The sequence below is a fragment of the Pseudomonas sp. GW821-FHT02A08 genome, from assembly GCF_059422045.1.
This window is the reverse complement of sequence record NZ_JBWKWD010000058.1, coordinates 1-20179: the sequence shown is the minus strand read 5'-3', so window position 1 is coordinate 20179 and position 20179 is coordinate 1. Positions and strand designations below refer to the sequence as shown.

The 20179-nt window shown below is 61.3% G+C and carries 17 protein-coding genes and 2 pseudogenes; 6 read left to right on the top strand and 13 right to left on the bottom strand.

Annotation, left to right across the window (positions count from 1 at the left end):
• Positions 1-279 precede the first annotated feature (279 nt).
• The gene (locus AC07W4_RS26645) at positions 280-786 is read right to left on the bottom strand and encodes an HvfX family Cu-binding RiPP maturation protein (protein ID WP_495034571.1); all 507 of its coding nucleotides are present in this window, start codon (positions 784-786) and stop codon (positions 280-282) included.
• Between the two features lie 369 nt (positions 787-1155).
• Here AC07W4_RS26645 and AC07W4_RS26640 point away from each other — a divergent pair, with 369 nt between their 5' ends.
• Entirely contained in the window at positions 1156-2658 is a 1503-nt protein-coding gene (locus tag AC07W4_RS26640; protein WP_495034570.1) for an aldehyde dehydrogenase family protein, read from the top strand.
• A gap of 61 nt (positions 2659-2719) precedes the next feature.
• Here AC07W4_RS26640 and AC07W4_RS26635 read toward each other — a convergent pair whose 3' ends face one another.
• Both AC07W4_RS26635 and cynS read right to left on the bottom strand, forming a co-directional pair.
• On the bottom strand, positions 2720-3379 hold the full coding sequence (locus tag AC07W4_RS26635; protein ID WP_495034569.1) for a carbonic anhydrase: 660 nt from the start codon (positions 3377-3379) through the stop codon (positions 2720-2722).
• A 56-nt stretch (positions 3380-3435) separates the two neighbouring features.
• Positions 3436-3903 (bottom strand): cyanase, encoded by a 468-nt coding sequence (cynS, locus tag AC07W4_RS26630; protein ID WP_495034568.1) that lies wholly within the window; start codon positions 3901-3903, stop codon positions 3436-3438.
• Between the two features lie 123 nt (positions 3904-4026).
• Between cynS and cynR the strand changes: the two genes are divergently transcribed.
• Positions 4027-4908 carry a transcriptional regulator CynR gene (gene cynR / locus AC07W4_RS26625; RefSeq protein WP_495034567.1) on the top strand — a complete coding sequence of 294 codons (882 nt, stop codon included), beginning with the start codon at positions 4027-4029 and terminating at the stop codon, positions 4906-4908.
• 192 nt (positions 4909-5100) lie between these two features.
• Here cynR and AC07W4_RS26620 read toward each other — a convergent pair whose 3' ends face one another.
• The 3 genes from AC07W4_RS26620 to AC07W4_RS26610 form a co-directional block, all read right to left on the bottom strand.
• A complete protein-coding gene (locus tag AC07W4_RS26620) occupies positions 5101-5430 on the bottom strand; it encodes a hypothetical protein (protein WP_032829393.1) in 330 nt (109 codons plus the stop codon).
• Between the two features lie 523 nt (positions 5431-5953).
• Positions 5954-6457, bottom strand: coding sequence for a GNAT family N-acetyltransferase (locus AC07W4_RS26615; RefSeq protein ID WP_495034566.1), 504 nt, complete (start codon positions 6455-6457; stop codon positions 5954-5956).
• A 72-nt stretch (positions 6458-6529) separates the two neighbouring features.
• Positions 6530-8476, bottom strand: a complete 1947-nt coding sequence (locus AC07W4_RS26610; protein ID WP_495034565.1) for a DNA topoisomerase III — start codon at positions 8474-8476, stop codon at positions 6530-6532.
• Positions 8477-8756: 280 nt separating this feature from the next.
• Here AC07W4_RS26610 and AC07W4_RS26605 point away from each other — a divergent pair, with 280 nt between their 5' ends.
• The gene (locus AC07W4_RS26605) at positions 8757-9125 is read left to right on the top strand and encodes a DUF427 domain-containing protein (RefSeq protein ID WP_008046975.1); all 369 of its coding nucleotides are present in this window, start codon (positions 8757-8759) and stop codon (positions 9123-9125) included.
• A gap of 54 nt (positions 9126-9179) precedes the next feature.
• On the opposite strand, the gene AC07W4_RS26600 is transcribed toward AC07W4_RS26605, so the two are convergent.
• Both AC07W4_RS26600 and AC07W4_RS26595 read right to left on the bottom strand, forming a co-directional pair.
• Positions 9180-10802 carry an MFS transporter gene (locus AC07W4_RS26600; protein ID WP_495034564.1) on the bottom strand — a complete coding sequence of 541 codons (1623 nt, stop codon included), beginning with the start codon at positions 10800-10802 and terminating at the stop codon, positions 9180-9182.
• A gap of 135 nt (positions 10803-10937) precedes the next feature.
• Entirely contained in the window at positions 10938-12605 is a 1668-nt protein-coding gene (locus tag AC07W4_RS26595) for a GMC family oxidoreductase (protein ID WP_495034563.1), read from the bottom strand.
• A 132-nt stretch (positions 12606-12737) separates the two neighbouring features.
• Between AC07W4_RS26595 and AC07W4_RS26590 the strand changes: the two genes are divergently transcribed.
• Positions 12738-13628: a LysR family transcriptional regulator gene (locus tag AC07W4_RS26590; RefSeq protein WP_495034562.1), complete on the top strand. Its 891-nt coding sequence runs from the start codon at positions 12738-12740 to the stop codon at positions 13626-13628.
• Positions 13629-13747: 119 nt separating this feature from the next.
• Here AC07W4_RS26590 and AC07W4_RS26585 read toward each other — a convergent pair whose 3' ends face one another.
• From AC07W4_RS26585 to AC07W4_RS26570, 4 genes and pseudogenes are all read right to left on the bottom strand, one after another.
• Positions 13748-14845 carry a DNA alkylation repair protein gene (locus AC07W4_RS26585; RefSeq protein WP_495034561.1) on the bottom strand — a complete coding sequence of 366 codons (1098 nt, stop codon included), beginning with the start codon at positions 14843-14845 and terminating at the stop codon, positions 13748-13750.
• A 140-nt stretch (positions 14846-14985) separates the two neighbouring features.
• Positions 14986-16794: a monovalent cation:proton antiporter-2 (CPA2) family protein gene (locus AC07W4_RS26580; protein ID WP_495034560.1), complete on the bottom strand. Its 1809-nt coding sequence runs from the start codon at positions 16792-16794 to the stop codon at positions 14986-14988.
• Positions 16795-16900: 106 nt separating this feature from the next.
• Complete coding sequence (locus AC07W4_RS26575; RefSeq protein ID WP_495034559.1) at positions 16901-17506, bottom strand: DJ-1/PfpI family protein; 606 nt, start codon at positions 17504-17506, stop codon at positions 16901-16903.
• Positions 17507-17626: 120 nt separating this feature from the next.
• A pseudogene (locus tag AC07W4_RS26570) lies at positions 17627-18079 on the bottom strand (diguanylate cyclase domain-containing protein); the annotation flags it as partial.
• Positions 18080-18322: 243 nt separating this feature from the next.
• On the opposite strand from AC07W4_RS26570, the gene AC07W4_RS26565 reads away from it, so the two are divergent.
• Positions 18323-18661, top strand: a complete 339-nt coding sequence (locus tag AC07W4_RS26565) for an FKBP-type peptidyl-prolyl cis-trans isomerase (protein ID WP_150673256.1) — start codon at positions 18323-18325, stop codon at positions 18659-18661.
• Positions 18662-18664: 3 nt separating this feature from the next.
• On the opposite strand, the gene AC07W4_RS26560 is transcribed toward AC07W4_RS26565, so the two are convergent.
• Positions 18665-19696 (bottom strand): D-cysteine desulfhydrase family protein, encoded by a 1032-nt coding sequence (locus tag AC07W4_RS26560; RefSeq protein ID WP_495034558.1) that lies wholly within the window; start codon positions 19694-19696, stop codon positions 18665-18667.
• A 186-nt stretch (positions 19697-19882) separates the two neighbouring features.
• On the opposite strand from AC07W4_RS26560, the pseudogene AC07W4_RS26555 reads away from it, so the two are divergent.
• Positions 19883-20086, top strand: a pseudogene (locus AC07W4_RS26555) (MEKHLA domain-containing protein); the annotation flags it as partial.
• Positions 20087-20179 lie beyond the last annotated feature (93 nt).

Below are 20179 nucleotides of genomic sequence, written 5' to 3'. Positions count from 1 at the left end.
ACTCCAGTCGAGGGATGGGGGACGGAGTGATTTAAAGCCTGACGGGGTGGGGCTGCCTACTGTCAGATCTGACAGGTTGGGAGGGTTTTTCGATGAGTGGTAGGTGTTTCGCCGGGGCTGATTTGATTGACGGGATTGGGGGCCGTTGCAGGCAATCGCGCAAGACTCTGCTGGTGGGGGAGTGTCGGCCAATACCGAATAAACGATATGACTCATCGAGCAAACAAAAGGGGACTTCATGGAAGTCCCCTTTTGTTTGTCCGGGTTGCAGATTGCTTTTCAGCGACGCCAGATGAATCGCTCCAGCAGCGCATCGATGCTGAGCTTGCCGGCACCCGAAAGCAGCAGCGGCGTGAGGGCTACAAGATAGATCAAGGGCAGCTTGAAGTTGCCGTAACCCTTGTTGCTGATGGCATAGCCCTGGGCGAGTTCACTGAGGGTATGCCAGTCGGCGGGCCAATGAACGGCGGCGGTTGCGACGAGGGTCACCACCATCAGGCTCAATGCGGAAAAACGTGTGCCCAGGCCCACCAGCAAGGTCAAGGCGAAGATCAGTTCGGCCCACATCGACAGTTCCCAGTTCAGCGTCGCTGGAAGGTGGTCGAACGGAAACGGGAAGCGCGCCTGGATATCGGTAAACCAGTTCTGGCCGTTGAATTTTTCCAGGCCGGACTCGAGGAATTCCCAGGCGAGGAACACTCGCAGCGCCAGGGGGGCAACCCAGTCACCGGCACGGTCGAGGTTCAGGTGCAGGCCTTTGACGGCCGAGGAAATGGTGGTGTTCATGGACGATGATCTCCTTCAGGTCGGGGAGGCGCGGCAAGGGCATGCCCCGTGAGTTGAGCGCTTTGATCGGTCAGGCCGATCGACAGGCGTATTTCATCAACGGGGTGTATCTGCGGTGTGTCGTTGTGGCGGGGTTTTGCGTGCGGGGTGTGTCTGGGGCGGGGGTGTACACATTGAGATACGTAAGCGCACAACCAGTGTGGGAGCGGGCTTGCTCGCGAATGCGGTGTATCAGTTGACATAGTGTTATCTGACACACCGCCTTCGCGAGCAAGCCCGCTCCCACAGGGGATCACCGCTGCGAAGCGTGACGCTCCGGGGAAATTGCTATACATTTTCCGACCGCCCACAGCATGGTGAAACCGCTTCATGTCTCTTGCGCTCGAACGTCTAGTCGCTGGCACGCCGATCCCTTTCGCCGGTAATCGTGTCACTGTCGTCAGCCCCGAACTGGCGCAACGCTTCCAGCCCGGTGATCACCTGTTGGTGGAACAGGTCAGCGGCGAGTTGCTGCTGATCCCCGTGGCGGACCAGCAAGCGGCCAACGTTGCGATCGAGCGCGCCCAGGCGGCATTCACCGCGCTGTCGGCGGTGTCTGACCAGGCGATCAGCGCCTTCTTCGACCTGTTTGCCCAACGCCTGGAAACCCCGGAATGCTGGGCCTTGATCGAAGCCGCCAACCTGGCCGACATCGAACGGGCCAAGGCACGCGGTCGCTCGACCACCCGGTTGCTGGCCGATGAGCGCATGCGTCGCGACATGATCGCCGGCCTGCGCGCGTGGCGTGATGCAACGGCCAGCCGTGGCAAGGTGATCAGTTGCGTCGAGCACGATGGCTGGAAGGTCGAGCAAGTGGTCTCGCCGCTGGGTATCGTCGCGTTTGTCTTCGAAGGCCGGCCGAATGTGTTTGCCGACGCGGCCGGTGTGTTGCGCACCGGCAATACTGCGGTGCTGCGCATCGGCAGTGATGCGTTGGGCACCGCCCAGGCGATCGTCGCCCATGCACTGAACCCTGCACTGAGCGACGCCGGCTTGCCGGCCGGTGCCGTGTCGCTGGTGGAAAGTGTCAACCACGCCGCCGGTTGGGCGATGTTCGCTGACCGGCGCCTGTCATTGGCGGTGGCCCGTGGTTCGGGTCGCGCCGTCAGCCAGTTGGGCAGCATCGCGCAGCAGGCCGGCACGGCGGTCAGCCTGCACGGCACCGGTGGCGCGTGGCTGATCGCCAACGCCGATGCCGATGCCCGGCGCTTTGCCGCCGTGGTGCGCAACTCCCTGGACCGCAAGGTCTGCAACACCCTGAACGTCTGCCTGATTCACCGCGACCGCGCGGCCGAGTTGGTGCCGCTGTTCCTCGATGCACTCAAGCAGGCTGGCACAGCTCGGGGCCAGGGTTGCAAGCTGCACATCGTTGAAGGCAGCGAGGCGCACCTGCCGCAAGACTGGTTGGCTGCAACGGTCGAGGTGTTCCGCGCCGAGGGTTATCAAACCGAGGCGCAGGCCGAGCCGTTGGCGGAAGATCAATTGGGCCGTGAATGGGAGTGGGAAGAAACCCCGGAAGTCAGCCTGAAAATCGTCGACGATCTGGACAGTGCCATTGCCTTGTTCAATCGCTACAGCCCGCAGTTCACGGTGTCGTTGATCAGTGAAAGTGCCGAGGCCCAGGAGCGTTTCTACAACGCCGTCAACGCGCCTTTTGTCGGCAATGGCATTACCCGTTGGGTCGACGGCCAGTACGCGCTGAACAAGCCGGAACTGGGGCTTTCGAACTGGGAGAGCGGGCGCCTGTTTGCGCGCAGTGCGATTCTCTCGGGTGATGGCGTGTTCACCATTCGTAGCCGCATGACCCAAGTCGATCTGGGCGTAAAACGCTGAGATGGCGGAACCGGTGACCGCTGCAAAGGCGGTCACTTTTTTCAACAAACGGCAGTTCTGATCAAGCGGCCTTGATCGCCTTGGCCGATACGGCACAAGTGCCCGGATACTCGACCAGCGACACAAAGCTTCGGCTGTCGGCATCCAGCGCGTCGATCGAACCGGTCTCGATGTCGTACACCCAGCCATGCAGGTTCAACAGGCCTTTTTCCTGGGCCAGTCGCACACTCGGGTGCGTCTGGATATTGGCCAGTTGGGCAATGACATTTTCCCGAACCATCGAGCTGACCTTGGCCGCTTCGCTGGCGTGTGGCCGGCCTTCGTTGATCACTTTCGCTGATTCGGCGTGTTGCAGCCAACCGCTGACGGCGGGCAGATGATCCATGCATGTGCACTTGGCCACCGCTGTCATGGCGCCGCAGTCCGAATGCCCGCAGATCACGATGTCGGTGACGCCGAGCACAGCGACGGCGTATTCGACAGTGGCCGATACACCACCCGGATGGGGGCTGTAGGACGGCACGATGTTGCCGGCGTTACGGATCACGAACAGTTCACCGGGCTCTTGTTGGGTCAGCAGTTCCGGCACGACACGGCTGTCGGAACAGGTGATGAACAGCGTACCTGGATGTTGGGTGGTGGCCAGGTGTTTGAACAGGTCAGTGCGTTGTGGAAAGGCTTCTTTCTGGAACTTCAAGAAACCGTCGATGAGCGCTTTCATGATTGCTTCCTCATGGGTAGGGGCGGCCCGCACGGGGTGTGCGGGCCGGTATCAACTTAGAAAGGACGCAGGGGCAGGAACTTGCCGTCGAGGGTGATGACGGCGCGGGAGCCGCCTTCCGGATCTTCGACTTTCTTCATGTCGAGCTTGAAGTTGATCGCGCTGATGATGCCGTCGCCGAACTGCTCATGGACCAGGGCTTTGAGGGTGGTGCCGTAGATCTGGATCATTTCGTAGAAGCGGTAGATGGTCGGGTCGGTCGGCACACCCGAGAGGCTGCCGCGCAGCGGGATGATCTGTAGCCGGGCCACGGCGTCGGCGTCCAGTTCGAGTTTGTCGCCGACCACTTTGGCGGCGGTTTCCGGCAGCGGATGTTGACCGAGCAGGGCAGCGGTGACGTAGGCCAGGCCCAATCCAGTGCCGTCGGCCAGGTCCTGCCACGACAGGTTTTTGCGTGCCTTGGCATCAAGGACAGAAGTGGTCAGGGCCAGGCTTGGGTCGTTGTAGGCGTGGGACTGTTGCATGGTGATTCTCCTATCGGGAGTGGCGTTGCTTGGGTGTGGGGTCATCTTCTGTCGATCGACTCATAGCGTCCAAGACCGATATACAATGCAACCCATAAGCACTGCCTATAGATGGAGAATCCCGTGTTGCTTCGACATTTGCGTTATCTGCTGGCGGTTGCCGACCAGGGTGGTTTCACTCGCGCCGCCGAAGTGCTGCACGTATCCCAGCCAACCTTGTCGCAGCAGATCCGCCAACTGGAAGAGTCTCTGGGCGTGAGTCTGTTCGACCGCACCTCGCGCACGGTCAAGCCGACCGATGCAGGCCAGGCTTACATTGAATGCGCGCGGCGGGTATTGGTGGAGCTGGAAGCGGGCAAGCGTGCGTTGCATGACGTGAAGGATCTGTCTCGCGGGACGTTGCGCCTGGCCATGACGCCAACCTTCATGGCCTATCTGGTAGGGCCGCTGGTGCGCGACTACGTGGCGCGCTACCCGAACATCCATCTGGAGATTTTTGAGCTGTCGATGGACGAAATCGAGGCCGGGCTGGCGGATGATTCGCTGGACGTCGCGATTGCGTTTGATCGGGTGAGAAACGCCGACATCGAATCGATCCCGGCGTTTACCGAAACCTTGGGGTTGATGGTCGGGCGCGATCATCCGCTTTACGAGTATCAGGACGCGTTGTCCGCCGAAGAGGTGGCTCAACTTGAGTTTGCGCTGCTGACCCCGGACTACATCACCCGCACATGCATCGATGAGTTTTTCGCAGAGGCGCAGATCACGCCCAAAGTGGTGATTGAAGTGAACTCGGTCAACACGCTGCTGGAAGTCATCCGGCACTGCGCCATCGCCACCATCCTGCCGGAACCCATCGCCACGCAGGATCGGGCATTGCGCAAGCTTTCCATGCAGGGGGCAGCGCCAGAACGCGGGGCCGCGTTACTGCGGCGCAAGAACAACTATCACAGTGCGGCGTCGGTGGCGTTTGTGGATCTGGTGTTGGGGGCCGATTTTTCATAACCACCACAAAACCCCCTGTGGGAGCGGGCTTGCTCGCGAAGGCGGCGTGTCATTCAACATAAGTATTGACTGATACACCGCCTTCGCGAGCAAGCCCGCTCCCACAGTTGATCTTTGTACGGGTATAAAAAAGGCCTGCTCCTTATTGGGAGCAGGCCCTGTTTTTCAATAAGTCAGTAATGACTCATTCAATTAGTAGAACCGGTCAATCACCCGAACTTCGTTTTGATTCTGCATCGAGGCCCAGGCCTGTTTCAGGGTTTGCAGAACATTACCGATGAAGTCCTTGTCGGCCGCGGCCTTCTTGCCGACATAGCCCTGGCCGCGACGGTACATCTTCAGTCGGGCCAGCAGGTTCTGGTTGTTCTGGTCGAACTCCGCTTCATGGGCGTGCGGCGACAGGCAGTCGATATGAACCTGGCCGCACTTGCTGATCCAGAGAATATGGTTGTCGTGGCTGTCTTTCTTTGCAGCGAAGATACGAGCCAGTTCATCGATAGTTGGTTGATTGTTCAGATTCATCATAAAGCCCCTTGACCAATTGGTGATCTTTCAAAGTTGATTCGCTAATACAGGTAGCCCATCGGTTAGTTGATCCCTGGCACCGAAACCAGGACGTCAGCGTTCGACCGCCTTATCGGGCGGGGTCCTGCGTCCGTTGCATGTAGTCGTGTTGAATAACTGCTACGCAATAGCGTCACAACGAAGAGAAGCGGCGAAAACCTTAAGGCTACTGCCGACGTTTTCAGGGTCGGCCACAAGCTTCATGAGGATTGCTCGCCAAGACTTCTCGCCCTTGTACTGGACGTTCAGGCCAGGTCAGCTTCTTCAATCTGCCTTGTGGGCAGCGTGTATCCGGGAAAAACAGCTCGGCGGTCAGACGAGCTTGCTCAAACGTGTTGCCTGTACTCCCGATCGGGGAGACGTCTGCATCATGCAAGGGCAAATCGGAGGCGTCAACGGTTTTGTAGTGATTATTTTCAGTCACTACATATTGTCGGACAAAGCTGTTGGGAATTAGCGCGGGGAGTCGAAGGTGTGTCGGTCAGGACGACAAAGGTGGACACTCAAAGCGGTAAAAAGTGCAGGGATGACCATCCACCAGCTGTTGATGCAAGGTGAACCCGTCAACGCCCAGCCCCGGCATTGCGGCGGCCCAGAACAGGCGTGCCGGCTGATTCGCATCGATGTGGAAAATCTGCCATTGACCGGGGAATCGGCTCAAGAGGGTGGAAACGACAAATCGCGCGACTCCCTGGCCACGGTAGCGTCGGCTGACAAACAGATAGCCGATGTTGTTCTCGGCACCGGGTAGATGGACCTGGTTATCCACGGTCACGAAGCCGGCCAGTTCACCGTCGACCTTGATCAGGAAGGGCCGGGTGGCCGGGTTTCGCCAGTAGTCGGGCATGGGCAGGATGTTGAACAAACCGTATTCGCCCAGTTTCAGCGGCAACCATTCACTGAAGTCGTAGGTGTAGAACTGCATCAGGTTTTCGATGGTTTGCAGTTCATCGCGTTGGGCGGCGTGCAGTTCTATCGAAGGCATACGGGTTGGCTCCAGTTACGCCGGGGCAGGGACACCGTTCATTATGGTTGCCCCCAGGGTTCGGTGCCGGGTTCAGGTTTTGCTTGCCGGCTTTGCCCTGCGCTTGGTGCCGCTTGCTGCTTTGCGCGGGGCGCCTTTACGTTTTTTCTTCCATGGGGCTGCGGCGGAGCCGCCGGGCGGTGGACCGCTGATGGTCAGGCTCAGCCCGGCACAGCGACTGACCTGTTTGCTCATCCAGGCCGCCTGTTTGGTAACGAACTCTTCCAGGCTCATTTCCCCGCTTTGCACCATGTCCAGGGCCTGCTCCCAGATCGCCGTGGTGCCCGGATCGGCGATGGCCCGCGGCACGGCGTCGATCAGGCTGAACGCGGCCGGCGTGGCGGCCAGGGCCTTGCCGTTCTTGACCAGGTAACCACGGTCGAGCAGGCCCTGGATGATCGACGCACGGGTCGCTTCGGTGCCGATGCCGGTGGTGTCCTTGAGCTTTTGCTTGAGCAGTGGGTCCTCCACCAGTTTGGCGACATTCTTCATGGCTTTGATCAGGTCGCCTTCGGTGAACGGCTTTGGCGGTTGCGTCCAAAGGTCTTTGAATTGCACGCCGGTCACTGCGCAATCGATGCCTTCGGCCAGGTTGGGCAGAGTCTGCGGCGCCGGAGCTTCGCGCCCCTTGGCCGGAGCCAGCGCTTCGGGCAGGGCGCGTTTCCATCCCGGTTCGATGATCTGCTTGCCGACAGCACGCAAGGCTTCACTGGCGCAGTCGAAGTCGGCCTGGGTGCGGTCGTATTCGTGGTTGGGCAGGAACTGCGCCAGGTATCGGGCGCGGATCAGGGTGTAGACCGCACGTTGTTTGCCCGCCAGCTTGTCGAGATTTTTCGCAGCGGCGGTGGGGATGATGCCGTGGTGTGCGCTGACCTTGGCATCGTTCCAGGCCCGTGAGCGCCGTTGCGGATCAAGGTGATCGTGCAAGGCGTTCAACGCCGGATCTGCCTGGCGCAACGCCGCCAGAATGGCGGGTGCCTCGCTGTGCTGGCTGAGGGGCAAGTAGCCGCAATCACTGCGCGGGTAGGTAATGACTTTGTGGGTTTCGTAGAGCGCCTGGGCGATGTCGAGGGTTTCCTGGGCGCCGAGGCCGAGTTTCTTTGAGCAGACCTCCTGCAGGGTGCCCAGGTCGAACGGCAGCGGGGCCACTTCGCGCATCCGTTCGGTGCGCAGCTTGATCACCCGCGCACTGGCCGCGCCGCGCATGGCGGCCGCCGCTTGTTGCGCCAGCGCCTGGTTCAGGCAGCGGTCCTGATCGTCGCAAAGCTGCGACGGCGCGCGCCATTGCGCGGTGAATGCGGTGCCGTTGTGCTGCAGTTGCACGTCGATGGCCCAGTAAGGGACGGGCACAAAGTCGGCGATGCTGCGATCGCGATCCACCACCAGGCGCAAGGTTGGCGTTTGCACCCGGCCGACCGGCAGCACGCCTTGATAGCCGGACTGGCGCCCCAGCAGGGTGAACAGTCGGCTCATGTTCATGCCGATCAGCCAGTCGGCCCGGGAACGCCCCAGGGCCGAGTGATAGAGGCTGAAGGTCTCGTTCCCCGGTTTGAGGGCCGCGAGGGCCTTGCGGATGGACGCATCGTCCAGCGCCGACAACCAGAGGCGGCGGATCGGCCCGCGATAGCGGCAATGCTCCACCAGTTCCCGGGCAATCATCTCGCCCTCGCGGTCGGCGTCCGTGGCAATGATCAGTTCGCAGGCTTCACCGAGCAGGCGCTTGACCGCCTTGTACTGGCTGGCGGTGCGCGGCTTGACGGTCATCTTCCATTTTTCGGGAATGATCGGCAGGTCGGCCAGCACCCAGCGCTTGTAGCGCGCGTCGTAGGCATCCGGTGGTGCGGTTTCCAGCAGGTGGCCGATGCACCAGGTCACCGTGACGTCCGTTCCCAGCCAGCAGCCATCGCCCCGGCGCCGGGCGCCGAGGACTGCCGCGATGTCTTTGGCCTGGGAAGGTTTTTCACAGAGGTACAGCCGCATAACCACCATCGTCGATCAATGTGCCAGAGGTGCACAGAATGGCGGTTGATGGACGATGGAGCAATCTTTATCTGTATGGATGTACAGCCTGGTGTGTCGTGCCGACGGACTGTGCCGGCAGGCTCCGTTCGGCTGTGAAGCCGTCGGGAGGGCGAAACTTGGGTTATACCTGATAAATCGTGGTCGCAGGTTTTGGGGCTGCTGCGCAGCCCATCGCGGGCAAGCCACGCTCCCACATCATCGATTTGCAGGTCCATCACCGTCATGAGGAACGTTTTCCATGAAAAGCTCCGGTCCTAGTCCTGTCATCACCATCGCCGAGCAGCCTGGCTGTCTGCTGGTGAGATTTCACGGTATTCAAGTAGCCGCCTCGGCGCGTGCCCTGGTGTTGCTGGAGGCCAACTACCCGCCGGTGTACTACGTGCCGCGAGAGGATATCGACGAGAAATATTTCGCCCGCACCGACCACACCAGCTATTGCCCGTACAAGGGCGATGCCAGCTATTTCAGTCTGCAGGTACCGGGGCATGAAAGCGCCAACGCGGTGTGGAGCTACGAAGACCCCAAGGTGTCGGTGGAGCAAATCCGCGGGTATCTGGCGTTCTATCCGGATCAGGTGAAGTTCGAGTTGCTTGATGCCGAAGTTTGATTGGAGCTGATCGCCGCGACGAGGGAGCCTGCTCCCTCGTCGGCAGGCATTGCCTCAGTTCTTGTCGAGATCCACGTTGCGTGTCTCACGCAGGCAAATCATCCCCACTATCAGGCTCACCCCGGTGATCACCACCGGGTACCACAGCCCGTAGAAGATGTCCCCGGTGTACACCACCAAGGCAAATGACACCGTCGGCAGGAAGCCGCCGAACCAGCCGTTGCCGATGTGGTAGGGCAGGGACATCGAGGTATAGCGGATGCGGGTCGGGAACAGTTCGACCATCAACGCCGCCAGCGGGCCGTAGCACATCGCGGAGATGATGATCAGCGCGACGATCAGCGCCACGATCATCGGCTTGTTGATCTGCTGCATGTCCGCCTGTTGCGGGTAACCGGCGAGGGTCACGGCGCCGCGCAGGGCAGCTTCGTCGAAACCATCGATCTTCACTTCACCGACGCTGACCTGCACGCCGCTGCCGGCCGGGGCCGCAGCGCTCTGGTAAGGCAGGCCCTGCTTGACCAGGAAGGTCTTGACCTTGTCGCACGGGCTGTCGAATTTCGCCTTGCCCACCGGGTCGAACTGGAAGGTGCAGGTGGCCGGGTCGGCCATCACGGTGATCGGTGCCTGGCGACTGGCCTGGTCGATGGCCGGGTTGGCGTAGTGAGCCAGGGTCTTGAAGATCGGGAAGTACAGCGCGGTGGCCAGCAGCAGGCCGATCATCAGCACCGGTTTGCGCCCGACCTTGTCCGACAGCCAGCCAAAGAAAATGAAGAACGGCGCACCGATGGTCACGCTGACAATCAGCAGACCGTTGGCCACCGCCGGGTCCATTTTCAGGAACTGGGTGAGGAAGAACAGCACATAGAATTGCGCGGCGTAGAAGGTCACCGCTTGCCCGGCATTGATGCTGAACAGGGCGATCAGCACCACCTTGAGGTTTTCCCATTTGCCGAAGGAATCGCGAATCGGCTGTTTGCACAGCTTGCCTTCTTCTTTCATTTTCACGAAGGCCGGCGACTCGTGCAGGCTCAGGCGAATCCAGGTCGAGATGCCCAGCAGCACGATGGAAAACAGGAACGGAATGCGCCAGCCCCAGACTTCGAACTGGTCACCGGTGAAGTAGCGGCAGCCCAGCACCACCAGCAACGAGAGCAGCAGGCCCAGGGTTGCGGTGGATTGAATCCAGCTGGTGTGGAAGCCACGCTTGCCGATGGGGGCGTGCTCGGCGACATAGGTCGCGGCGCCGCCATATTCACCGCCCAAGGCCAGGCCCTGGAGCATGCGCAGCACCACCAGGATGATCGGCGCGGCGATGCCGATGCTGGCGTAGGTCGGCAGCAGCCCGACGCAGAACGTCGCCAGGCCCATGAGGACGATGGTGGCGAGGAAGGTGTACTTGCGCCCGATCATGTCCCCCAACCGCCCGAACACCAGCGCGCCGAACGGCCGGACAATGAAGCCGGCGGCGAAGGCCATCAGCGCAAAGATAAACGCCGTGGTGTCGTTGACCCCGGCGAAGAACTGCTTGCTGATCACCGCCGCGAGGGCGCCATAGAGGAAAAAGTCGTACCACTCGAAGACCGTCCCGAGGGACGAGGCGAAGATGACTTTCTGGGTTTCCTGGCTGGTGCCCGCGCTGCGCACGGCTTCCAGGGTTTGAACATTTTCTGACATACCGGTATCCCTCACAGTGATTGTTTTTGTTGTTCCACTGGTGCTGCGTGTTCCATTTCAGGGGTAATGCTCAGTGTCCGTGAATCGAGTGAAGTTCCTGTGGGAGCGGGCTTGCTCGCGAAAACGGTAGATCATTCACATTGATGTTGAATGACACGACGCCTTCGCGAGCAAGCCCGCTCCCACAGGGGTGGTGTATATGGCGGGGTTGAGGATCATTTGTGCCGCCTTCTCGGCAATCATCAGCGTCGGCGAGCAGGTGTTGCCCGAGGTGATGCGCGGCATGATCGAGGCATCGGCGATGCGCAGGCCGGGGATGCCATGGACCTTGAGTTGCGCATCGACCACGGCGTCGGCGTCATTGCCCATGCGGCAGGTACCCACCGGATGGAAAATCGTGGTGCCGATCCGCGCGGCGGCTTCGTGCAGTTGTTCTTCGCTTTGCAGGCTGGCGCCGGGCAGGTATTCCACCGGGTTGAACGCGCGCAGGGCCGGGGCGGCGACAATGCGCCGGGTCAGGCGAATGGCGTCGGCGGCGACCCGCAGGTCTTGCGGATGGCTCAGGTAATTGGGTTGGATCAGCGGTGCTTCTTGTGGATTGGCGGAACGGATTTCCACCCGGCCACGGCTTTGCGGGCGCAGATCGCAGACCGACGCGGTGAACGCCGGGAAGGCATGCAGCGGTTCGCCAAAGCGCTCCAGTGACAGCGGTTGCACGTGGTATTCGAGGTTGGCTGAAGTCTGCTCCGGCCCCGAGCGGGCAAAGGCGCCCAACTGGCTCGGCGCCATGGACAGCGGGCCGCTGCGGTCATACAGGTAGCGCAGGCCCATGCCCATCTTGCCCCACAGGCTGCCGGCAATCTGGTTCAGGGTGAGGGCATTTTCCAGCTTGTAGATCAGCCGCAGTTGCAGGTGATCCTGCAGGTTGCCACCGACGCCGGGTAGCTCATGGGCGACGCCAATGCCCAGCCGTTCCAGCAGTGGACGCGGGCCGATGCCGGAGCGTTGCAGGATGCTGGGCGAGCCCACCGAGCCGGCACACAGGACGATCTCCTTGCGCGCCTTGAAGGTTTTCGCCTGGCCTTGCCAGCGGGCGCTGACCGCTGAGGCGCGGCCACTTTCCAGCAACACGCGGTCGACTTCGACACCGGTCAGTACGGTGAGATTGGGACGCTGACGAATGGGTTTGAGAAAGGCCTTGGACGCGTTCCAGCGGATGCCGGCCTTCTGGTTGACCTGGAAATAGCCGCAACCTTCGTTGTCGCCCTGGTTGAAGTCATCGATGCTGGCGATGCCGCTTTGTTCGGCGGCGCTGCGGAACGCATCGAGAATCGGCCATGACAGGCGCTGGCGTTCGACCCGCCATTCGCCCGCGGCGCCGTGAAATTCGGCGGCGCCGGCAAAGTGGTTTTCACTCTGCTTGAACAGCGGCAACACGTCTTGCCAGCTCCAGCCAGGGTTGCCGTCGGCGGCCCAGCGGTCGTAGTCGCCGGCCTGGCCGCGCATATAGATCATGCCGTTGATGGATGAGCAGCCACCCAGTACCTTGCCGCGCGGATAGCTCAGGGCGCGGCCTTGCAGGCCCGGTTGCGCTTCGGTCTTGAAGCACCAGTCGGTGCGCGGGTTGCCTATGCAGAACAGGTAGCCCACGGGGATGTGAATCCACGCATAGTTGTCGCGGCCGCCGGCCTCGAGCAGCAACACGCGATGTTGCGCATTGGCCGACAGTCGATTGGCCAGCAGACACCCGGCCGGCCCGGCCCCGACCACGATGTAATCGTATTCATCCAGGGAAGCCTGCATCCTTGACCTCGTGTTGTTGTTCTTGTTGTCTGTCATCCTAGTTGTTAGCTTTCGTCAAAAGAATGTTAGTTTTTGCGCAGCTGCTGTGCGTTTTTAAACAGCATCCCGAACGGCAAAGAACAAGGACGCTTCATGTTCGACTGGAATGACCTGCGGTTTTTTCTCGAATTGCAGCGCAGCGGGCGTTTGCTCACGGCTGCCCGTCGCCTGAACACCACCCACGCCACCGTGGCGCGGCACATCGAGGCCATCGAAAAAAGCCTCGGTACGGCGTTGTTCGTCCAGCATGCCCAGGGTTACGAGATGACCCCGGCGGGCGAGGCGTTGCTTAAACACGCCGAGGCGATGGAGAACGTGGCGCTGCTGGCCCAGGAGGAAATCACCCAGTCCACCGCGCCGCTGGGCAAGATCCGCGTCGGGGTGACGGAAGGGCTGGGCATCATGTTCCTGGCCAGTCGCATGAACGGCTTGTTCGAGCGCTATCCGGGGCTGGAGGTGGAACTGGTGGCGGTGCCGCGTTTTGTCAGCATCCTCAACCGCGAGGCGGAAATCAGCATCCACCTCGAACGCCCGGCCGCCGACATGCTGGTCACCCGCAAACTCACCGACTATCGCCTGGCGCTCTACGCCAGCCGGGAGTACCTCGATCGCTCACCGCCGTTGCGCAGTCGCGAAGACCTGGGGCGTCATGCGTGGATCGGCTACGTCGACGACTTGCTGTTCAGCCAGGAACTGATGTTCCTCAACAGCTTCTGCCGCAACCCGCAGGTGGTGTTTCACAGCACCAGCGTGATCGCCCAGCAACAGGCTGCACGTTCAGGCCTGGGAATTGCCGTGTTGCCGTGTTACATGGCCAGTGCCGATCCGGGGCTGGTGCCGCTGCTGCCGGATGAAAGCATCCAGCGCAGCTACTGGATCAGCACCCGCCGGGAGCTGCACAAATCGGTGCGGTTGCGGGTGCTTTGGGATTATGTGGTGGAGTTGTGTGAGCGGGAGCAGGGGTTGTTGTTGGGCGGTGCCTGAACTGGCGCCTTCGTCGGAACGCCGCCCGGAGCAAACCCGCTCCCACATTGGAATGCGTTCCCCTGTGGGAGCGGGCTTGCCCGCGAAGGCGTCGGTAGATTCACAATTGATCTAATGGTTTAACCAACAATCTCGAACGCCGTGCTGGCCAGCCGCTCGCCATTGACCATGACATGCACCGCATGGCGCCCCGCATAATGCCGGCGGGTGGTGAGTTCCTTGATCTGCTGGCCACGGCTGACGGCTTCGACGGCATTACCCGGCAGCGTCAGCGCCTTGAGCTTGAACACCTTCGCCGAGGTGCTGCCGTTGGCCTTGACGTAATCGATGGCGTAGTCGATCACCAGGCGCTGACTGCTTTCTACCGTGGATCTGACGGCAAACGACAGGGTGATCTTCTCTCCCAGGCCAATCACCGGCGGTTCGACTTTTATATCAACGATCTCGACCTCGGGTTTGCCACCCGCGCCGATGATCGCCAGTGCCCGCTGGTTGCCCTGTTTGATCAGGCTGCGCAGCGCGTGTCTGGCGATCCATGCGGTGTGTCGGTTGTCCAGCGACCAGCCTTCAATCAGATCCAGCACCCGGTCGGGGTGATCCTTGGTGATGTCGTTGAGGTGGTTGGCCACGGATTTGCGCACGTACAGGCTGGTGTCGGCCTTGAGGTTGTCGAGGATGTTCGCGGCCAATGTCGGATCGGCCTGGATGGTCTCCAGCCGGAATGACCAGGGCAGGCGCGGCCGGCATCCTTCGCTGGCCAGGCGCCGCACGTGCTCGTTGTCATCCAGGGACCAGTCATGCATCAGCTTGAGCGAGCGTTCGAGGTCACTGCGCAGAAAGTGGCGGATCGCGAATTCCGAAGAGCCAAAAGCGGTGAAGTACTTCAGCGCGTCCATCGACTGATCGAACGCATGGGCGCCGTAGCTGGCGACATAGTGCGGCAGGCACATGCTGACGAAGCCGCTGTTCAGGCGCGGGGCGAGGGCACGCAGCACCTGCAGCGACGCCTCGTAGTCCAGGGGAAGCACGGCGTGCAGGCACTCACTGACCCGGGCCATGCGCTGCATGACGCTGAGGTCTGCCAGGCCGGATTGGGCCAGCTTCAGGAAGCGCCTGGCCTCGAATGGCGGATAGACCGCGGTCATCTCGGTGGCGATGTGCTGGAGGCGCTCGGTGTTGAAGATTTCCTTTAGGGCGGGGGCAGGTTGGTCAGCCATGGTGGTTCCTTGGTAGTTGTTGATCCGTCACACCGCGTTATCGTTCTTCGCGAGCAAGCCCGCTCCCACAGAAGAGCTTGTGCGCGACAAAGATCCAGTGTGGGAGCGGGCTTGCTCGCGAAGAGGGCATTCCAGTCACCTCAATTCTTGCCCGCCTGCTCCTGCAGTTGATCCGACTCGAACAACCTGCCCAGTTCGACCCGCGCTTCCTGCGCCGTCTGCATCACTTTCACCGCGTCGTCATACACCGCATGCTGGGCTTCAAGCACCTCTTCGTCGTGCTGCTTGAAACGCTTGATCCGCGCATCCGCCTGGGCCTGGGTCAATCCCAGGCCGATCAGGGTTTGCCGGCTCATTTCCAGGCTCGAATGGAAGGTTTCGCGCACGGCGTGGGCGCCGACGTCCATCAGTCGATGCACGTGCTGGCGGTTACGGGCACGGGCGATGATTTTCATGTGCGGGTAGAGCTTGCGCACCAGTTCGGCGGTCTTGATGTTGGTGTCCGGGTCGTCGGTGGCGATCACGAAATACTCGGCTTCCCCGACCTTGGCCGCATTGAGGATTTCCGGGCGCATCGGGTCGCCGTAGAACACCGGTACGCCACCGAAGCTGCGGGACAGTTCGATGGTTTCCACCGAGGTGTCGAGGGCCACGAACTTGATGTTCTGTGCGCGCAGAATCCGCGCAACGATCTGACCCATGCGCCCCATGCCGGCGATCACCACCCTTGGCGCGTCGGCGTCGATTTCGCGGAACTTCTCCGGCACTTCCACCGGTTGCACCTTCGGGCTGACCAGGCGTGCGCAAAGCAGCAGCAACAGCGGCGTCACGGCCATGGACAGGGTGATGGTCAGCACCAGCAAGTCATACAGTTCGGTGGCGAACAACCCGTGGTCGCGACCGATCTTGAACACCACGAAGGCAAATTCACCACCTGCCGCCAACACGATTCCCAGGCGGATCGCACTGACCTTTTTCAAGCCCCCGGCCAGGCGACCGACCAGGAACAGCAGCGGCAGTTTGATCGCGATCAGCAGCAAGGTCAGGCCCAGCACCGCCACCGGCATGCTCAGCAACAGGCTCAGGTTCGCGCCCATGCCGACGCTGATGAAAAACAGCCCCAGTAACAGGCCCTTGAACGGTTCGATCTGGGCTTCCAGTTCATGGCGATATTCGGAATCCGCCAGCAGCAGGCCGGCGAGGAAGGCGCCCAGGGCCATGGAAATCCCGACCAGTTCCATCAGCCATGCCGTGCCGATCACCACCAGCAACGCCGTGGCGGTGGAGACTTCTGGCAGCGCGGTCTTGGCCACCACGCGAAACACGGGCCGCAGCAGATAACGCCCGCCGATCACCACCACGGCGATGCTGGCCAGCACTTGCAGGCCGTGGTTCAGGTTTTCGCTGGCGGTGGTGCTGTGATCGCCACCGGCAAGCAAGGGCACCATGGCGATCAAGGGGATCGCGGCGATGTCCTGAAACAACAGGATCGCGAACGCCAGTCGCCCGTGGGGACTGGTCAGTTCCTTGCGTTCAGCCAGGCTTTGCAGGCCGAATGCCGTGGACGACAGCGCCAGGCCCAGGCCGAGGACGATGGCGGTGTTCAACGGCTGGCCAAACAGCCACAGCGCCACCACGCCAATCACCGTGCCAGTGAGCAACACTTGCGCCAGGCCCACGCCGAACACTGATTTGCGCATCACCCACAAGCGTCGTGGCGACAGTTCCAGGCCGATGATGAACAGCAGCAACACCACGCCGAGTTCGGAAATGTTCGCGACGCTTTGCGGATTGTCGATCAGGCCCAGCACCGACGGGCCGATGATCACTCCGGCAAACAGATAGCCCAGAACCGCCCCCAGTTGCAGGCGCTTGGCCAAGGGAACGATGAGCACGGCTGCCATCAGAAATACGACAGCGGCTTGTAGCAGGTTGCCTTCATGGGGCATGGGCGAAACTCCAGAACTCGACACAGCGGGGGCGTCAAGGATAAAGGCTGGACTCGCCGAAGATCTACCGTGGGTTGCCAGTTGGATCTTTACAGTGACCTGGGTGTCAGATAAACGCCTCGATATGCGCCATCCCCCGGGCCACATACTCATCCTTCTCACCCACCGGGGCGAAATTGTTCAGCACTTCCCGGGCTGTTTCGCGGCCTTTCAACCGGGCCAGGATCCACGCCGCGAGGTACGGCGACGCCAGGCAGCCACCCGCAGTGGCAATGTTGCCGTTGGCGTAGAAGGCCTGGTTGACGACATTGACCCCGGCTTCCACCACCCAGGGCTTGCTGATTGCATCGGTGCAGGCCGGGGCATCGCCGAGCAGGCCGAGTCTGGCCAGCAGGAAGGTGCCGGAGCACTGGGCTGCCAGCAGTTGGCGTGCGGGATCGAATTGCAGTTGCTCCATGATCCCGGGTGTGGCGGCCACTTCCCGGGTCTTGCGGCCACTGCCCACCAGCACTGCATCCGCCTGACAGGCCTCGGAGAGACCGATGTGCGCATCGACGGTCAAACCATTCATCGAAGTGACCTGCGGCGTCGGTGACGCGATGGTCACGCGCCAATCCTTGTCCCCGAGCAGGGAAACCCGGCTGAGCATGCCGTATGCGATCAGCGAGTCCAGTTCGTTGAAGCCGTCAAAGGTCAGAATGGCAATGTGCATGGCGAACTCCGATGGGTTTTCGAGCAGCCTGTCCGGGTGCAATTCAAGGGTGCCGGTACAGTTTGAATGATTATTATGATAACAGTCATGTAACGCGCCCGGGCACCCGTCGACGAAGCGCTATTCGCTGTGCGCCCGCACCACACTCTCGGTGCCCAGCCGATACTGATTGTTGCCGCTGCGCTTGGCCTCATACATCGCCAGGTCGGCAATGTGCAGCAAGCGGTCGATGCTCGGCGCATGATCGGGGAATACGGCGACGCCGAGGCTGGTGCCGATGTGGCGCTGGTCGTTGCCGATGGTGACGGGCGGGGAGAGTTCGACGAAGATTTTCTGGCAGATGCTGCGCGCTTCGTCTTGCAGGTTTTTGCCCTGGGGCAGGTCCTGAAGGATGACCACGAATTCGTCGCCACCGATCCGGGCGACGGTGTCGGTGCCGCGCAGAATGCGCTTGAGCCGTGTGGCTGTCGTGACCAGCACCCGGTCGCCGGCCGCATGACCATAATGGTCGTTGATGGCCTTGAAGCCATTGATATCGACAAACACCAGCGTCACCCGCGTGGCACTGATGCGCGGCAGACCAGCACGACGATCAGGCTGAGCGTCGTTGAACCAAGGATGACGCTGGTCCAGAGCAGGATCATTCGGGGATGGCCATCAGGGCTGTGAACCGTAGGGGTGATAGTTGATTATTTTAGTTCAGCAAACCGCTTTGAACGCCGCGCGGGAGGCGGCAATGGTTGCCAATCGAGGGCAAATCTGGGAAAACGGCGCCCATCAGGCCCTTGAGGGCGAGAGAGCATACGAGTGAATTCAATGAATGACGAGCTTCAGGTAATCGATCTTCAGGTGGGTGACGGAAAAGCCGCCGTAAAAGGCGCGCTGATCACTACCCAGTACCGTGGCTGGCTGGAGGACGGCACCGAATTCGATTCTTCCTACAGCCGGGGCAAACCCTTCCAGTGCGTGATCGGCACCGGGCGGGTGATCAAGGGTTGGGACCTGGGCATCATGGGCATGCAGGTCGGTGGCAAGCGCAAGTTGCTGGTGCCGGCGCACCTGGCCTATGGCGAGCGCACCATGGGCAAGATCACGCCGAATTCGAATCTGATCTTCGAAATTGAATTGCTGGAAGTGCTGACGCGGGATGACTGACCGTCAGGCCTGAAAGGTTTCCCGGTACGCATACAGGCCGGGGGTGCCGCCGGTCATGACGAACAGCACGTTGTGCCCGGGGGCGAAGCGCCCTTGCTGCAAGTCGGCCAGCAAACCCGCAAAGGCTTTGCCGCAATACACCGGGTCGACCAGCAGGCCTTCGGCACGGGCCATCAGGCGTACCGCGTCCTGCATGGCGGCGGTTGGCAGGCCGTAGCCGGCGCCCAGCTGGCTACCATCAATCACCATCCCGGCAGCTTGCACCTCGGCACTGCTGCCCAGAAGCACCAGTGTCTCGCGGGTCAATTGCAGGGTTCTCGCCGCTGATGAGTCCTGGTCCGACAACACCGAAAACGACTTGACCACCGAGGTACCCCGCCCAAGCAACTGGAAACCCGCCGCCAGCCCGGCATGGGTCCCGGCGCTGCCGTTGGGGACCACCACTTGATTGAACCTCAGATCCAGTTCCGCCTCTTGCCGGGCGATTTCTCCTGCGCAGCGGGCATAGCCGAGGCTGCCCAAGGGGGTCGAACCACCCGTCGGCAGCACCATGACCTTGCGTCCGATATCCCGAAGCTGCGCGGCCCTGGCCTCGGCTTTGGCCAGTGAGTCGGTACCGCCGGCAAACACCTGCATCTGCGCGCCGAACAACTGGTCAAGCAGCACGTTGCCGTTGAGTTCGTAATCCACCTCGGCTTTGGCCACGGCCCGGGTCAGGAACAGCTCGCAGGCGATACCCAGCCGGGCACACACCGCGGCGGTCAGGCGCGCATGGTTGGACTGGATCCCGCCCACGGTAATGATCGTATCGACCCCGGCTTGCAGCGCCGCGCCGATATGGAATTCAAGCTTGCGCAGCTTGTTGCCGCCCCCGCCGATCAACATGTGGTCGTCGCGTTTGAGAAACAGGCCGATTCCCTGCTTGTCCAGGCCCAGCAGTTGTTCGAGTCGCGCAGCCCGCTGAATGGGGGTGGGACCTTGCAGCAGGTCTGCCCGCGCAAAAACACTCAGGGACTTGTCCAGTTGGGTCTGCATCAATCGAGCCTCGTTGTTTACCAGGGTAAAGGTGACTCTATGGAGAAACGCCAGCGGGATAAACGCACTGCCCGTCATGACTGTTTTAACCCCGTGTAACTAATCGGCCGGGCAGCAGGACTTTCCACGCCGCTTTGGATAGGCTGGGCCGGGCTTGAAACCAGGATCTGAAGAGGAGAAGGCGGGTTGCCAATCAACGAATACGCCGCGGCCATCGAACTGTTGGACGAGTCTTATCGGCACTGGACCGGTGAACACTTGCCAGCCCCGCAGTCGCTAAGCGGGATTGAACGCCTGCACTGGCTGCACGCCCACGCGCCTTACAGTCTGCTGGCCCACGGCACTGAAGACGTTCCTCTGTTCTTCTACGCCAATGAACAGGCACGGGCCTAATGCCTATCAGTTGAGCGGTAATGCGATCTGTAGCAGCTGCCGAGCCCGCGAGGCTGCGTTCGGCTGCATAGCAGTCGTGAGTCCAGCTGA

Excerpts from the sequence above, each read along its gene's own strand:
- AC07W4_RS26585 (WP_495034561.1), bottom strand. The coding sequence starts at position 14,845 with ATGGCTGACCAACCTGCCCCCGCCCTAAAGGAAATCTTCAACACCGAG.
- AC07W4_RS26640 (WP_495034570.1), top strand. The coding sequence starts at position 1,156 with ATGTCTCTTGCGCTCGAACGTCTAGTCGCTGGCACGCCGATCCCTTTC.
- cynS (WP_495034568.1), bottom strand. The coding sequence starts at position 3,903 with ATGCAACAGTCCCACGCCTACAACGACCCAAGCCTGGCCCTGACCACT.
- AC07W4_RS26605 (WP_008046975.1), top strand. The coding sequence starts at position 8,757 with ATGAAAAGCTCCGGTCCTAGTCCTGTCATCACCATCGCCGAGCAGCCT.
- AC07W4_RS26645 (WP_495034571.1), bottom strand. The coding sequence starts at position 786 with ATGAACACCACCATTTCCTCGGCCGTCAAAGGCCTGCACCTGAACCTC.
- AC07W4_RS26575 (WP_495034559.1), bottom strand. The coding sequence starts at position 17,506 with ATGCACATTGCCATTCTGACCTTTGACGGCTTCAACGAACTGGACTCG.
- AC07W4_RS26635 (WP_495034569.1), bottom strand. The coding sequence starts at position 3,379 with ATGAAAGCGCTCATCGACGGTTTCTTGAAGTTCCAGAAAGAAGCCTTT.
- AC07W4_RS26610 (WP_495034565.1), bottom strand. The coding sequence starts at position 8,476 with ATGCGGCTGTACCTCTGTGAAAAACCTTCCCAGGCCAAAGACATCGCG.
- AC07W4_RS26615 (WP_495034566.1), bottom strand. The coding sequence starts at position 6,457 with ATGCCTTCGATAGAACTGCACGCCGCCCAACGCGATGAACTGCAAACC.
- AC07W4_RS26620 (WP_032829393.1), bottom strand. The coding sequence starts at position 5,430 with ATGAATCTGAACAATCAACCAACTATCGATGAACTGGCTCGTATCTTC.
- AC07W4_RS26590 (WP_495034562.1), top strand. The coding sequence starts at position 12,738 with ATGTTCGACTGGAATGACCTGCGGTTTTTTCTCGAATTGCAGCGCAGC.
- AC07W4_RS26560 (WP_495034558.1), bottom strand. The coding sequence starts at position 19,696 with ATGCAGACCCAACTGGACAAGTCCCTGAGTGTTTTTGCGCGGGCAGAC.
- AC07W4_RS26580 (WP_495034560.1), bottom strand. The coding sequence starts at position 16,794 with ATGCCCCATGAAGGCAACCTGCTACAAGCCGCTGTCGTATTTCTGATG.
- AC07W4_RS26600 (WP_495034564.1), bottom strand. The coding sequence starts at position 10,802 with ATGTCAGAAAATGTTCAAACCCTGGAAGCCGTGCGCAGCGCGGGCACC.
- AC07W4_RS26565 (WP_150673256.1), top strand. The coding sequence starts at position 18,323 with ATGAATGACGAGCTTCAGGTAATCGATCTTCAGGTGGGTGACGGAAAA.
- AC07W4_RS26595 (WP_495034563.1), bottom strand. The coding sequence starts at position 12,605 with ATGCAGGCTTCCCTGGATGAATACGATTACATCGTGGTCGGGGCCGGG.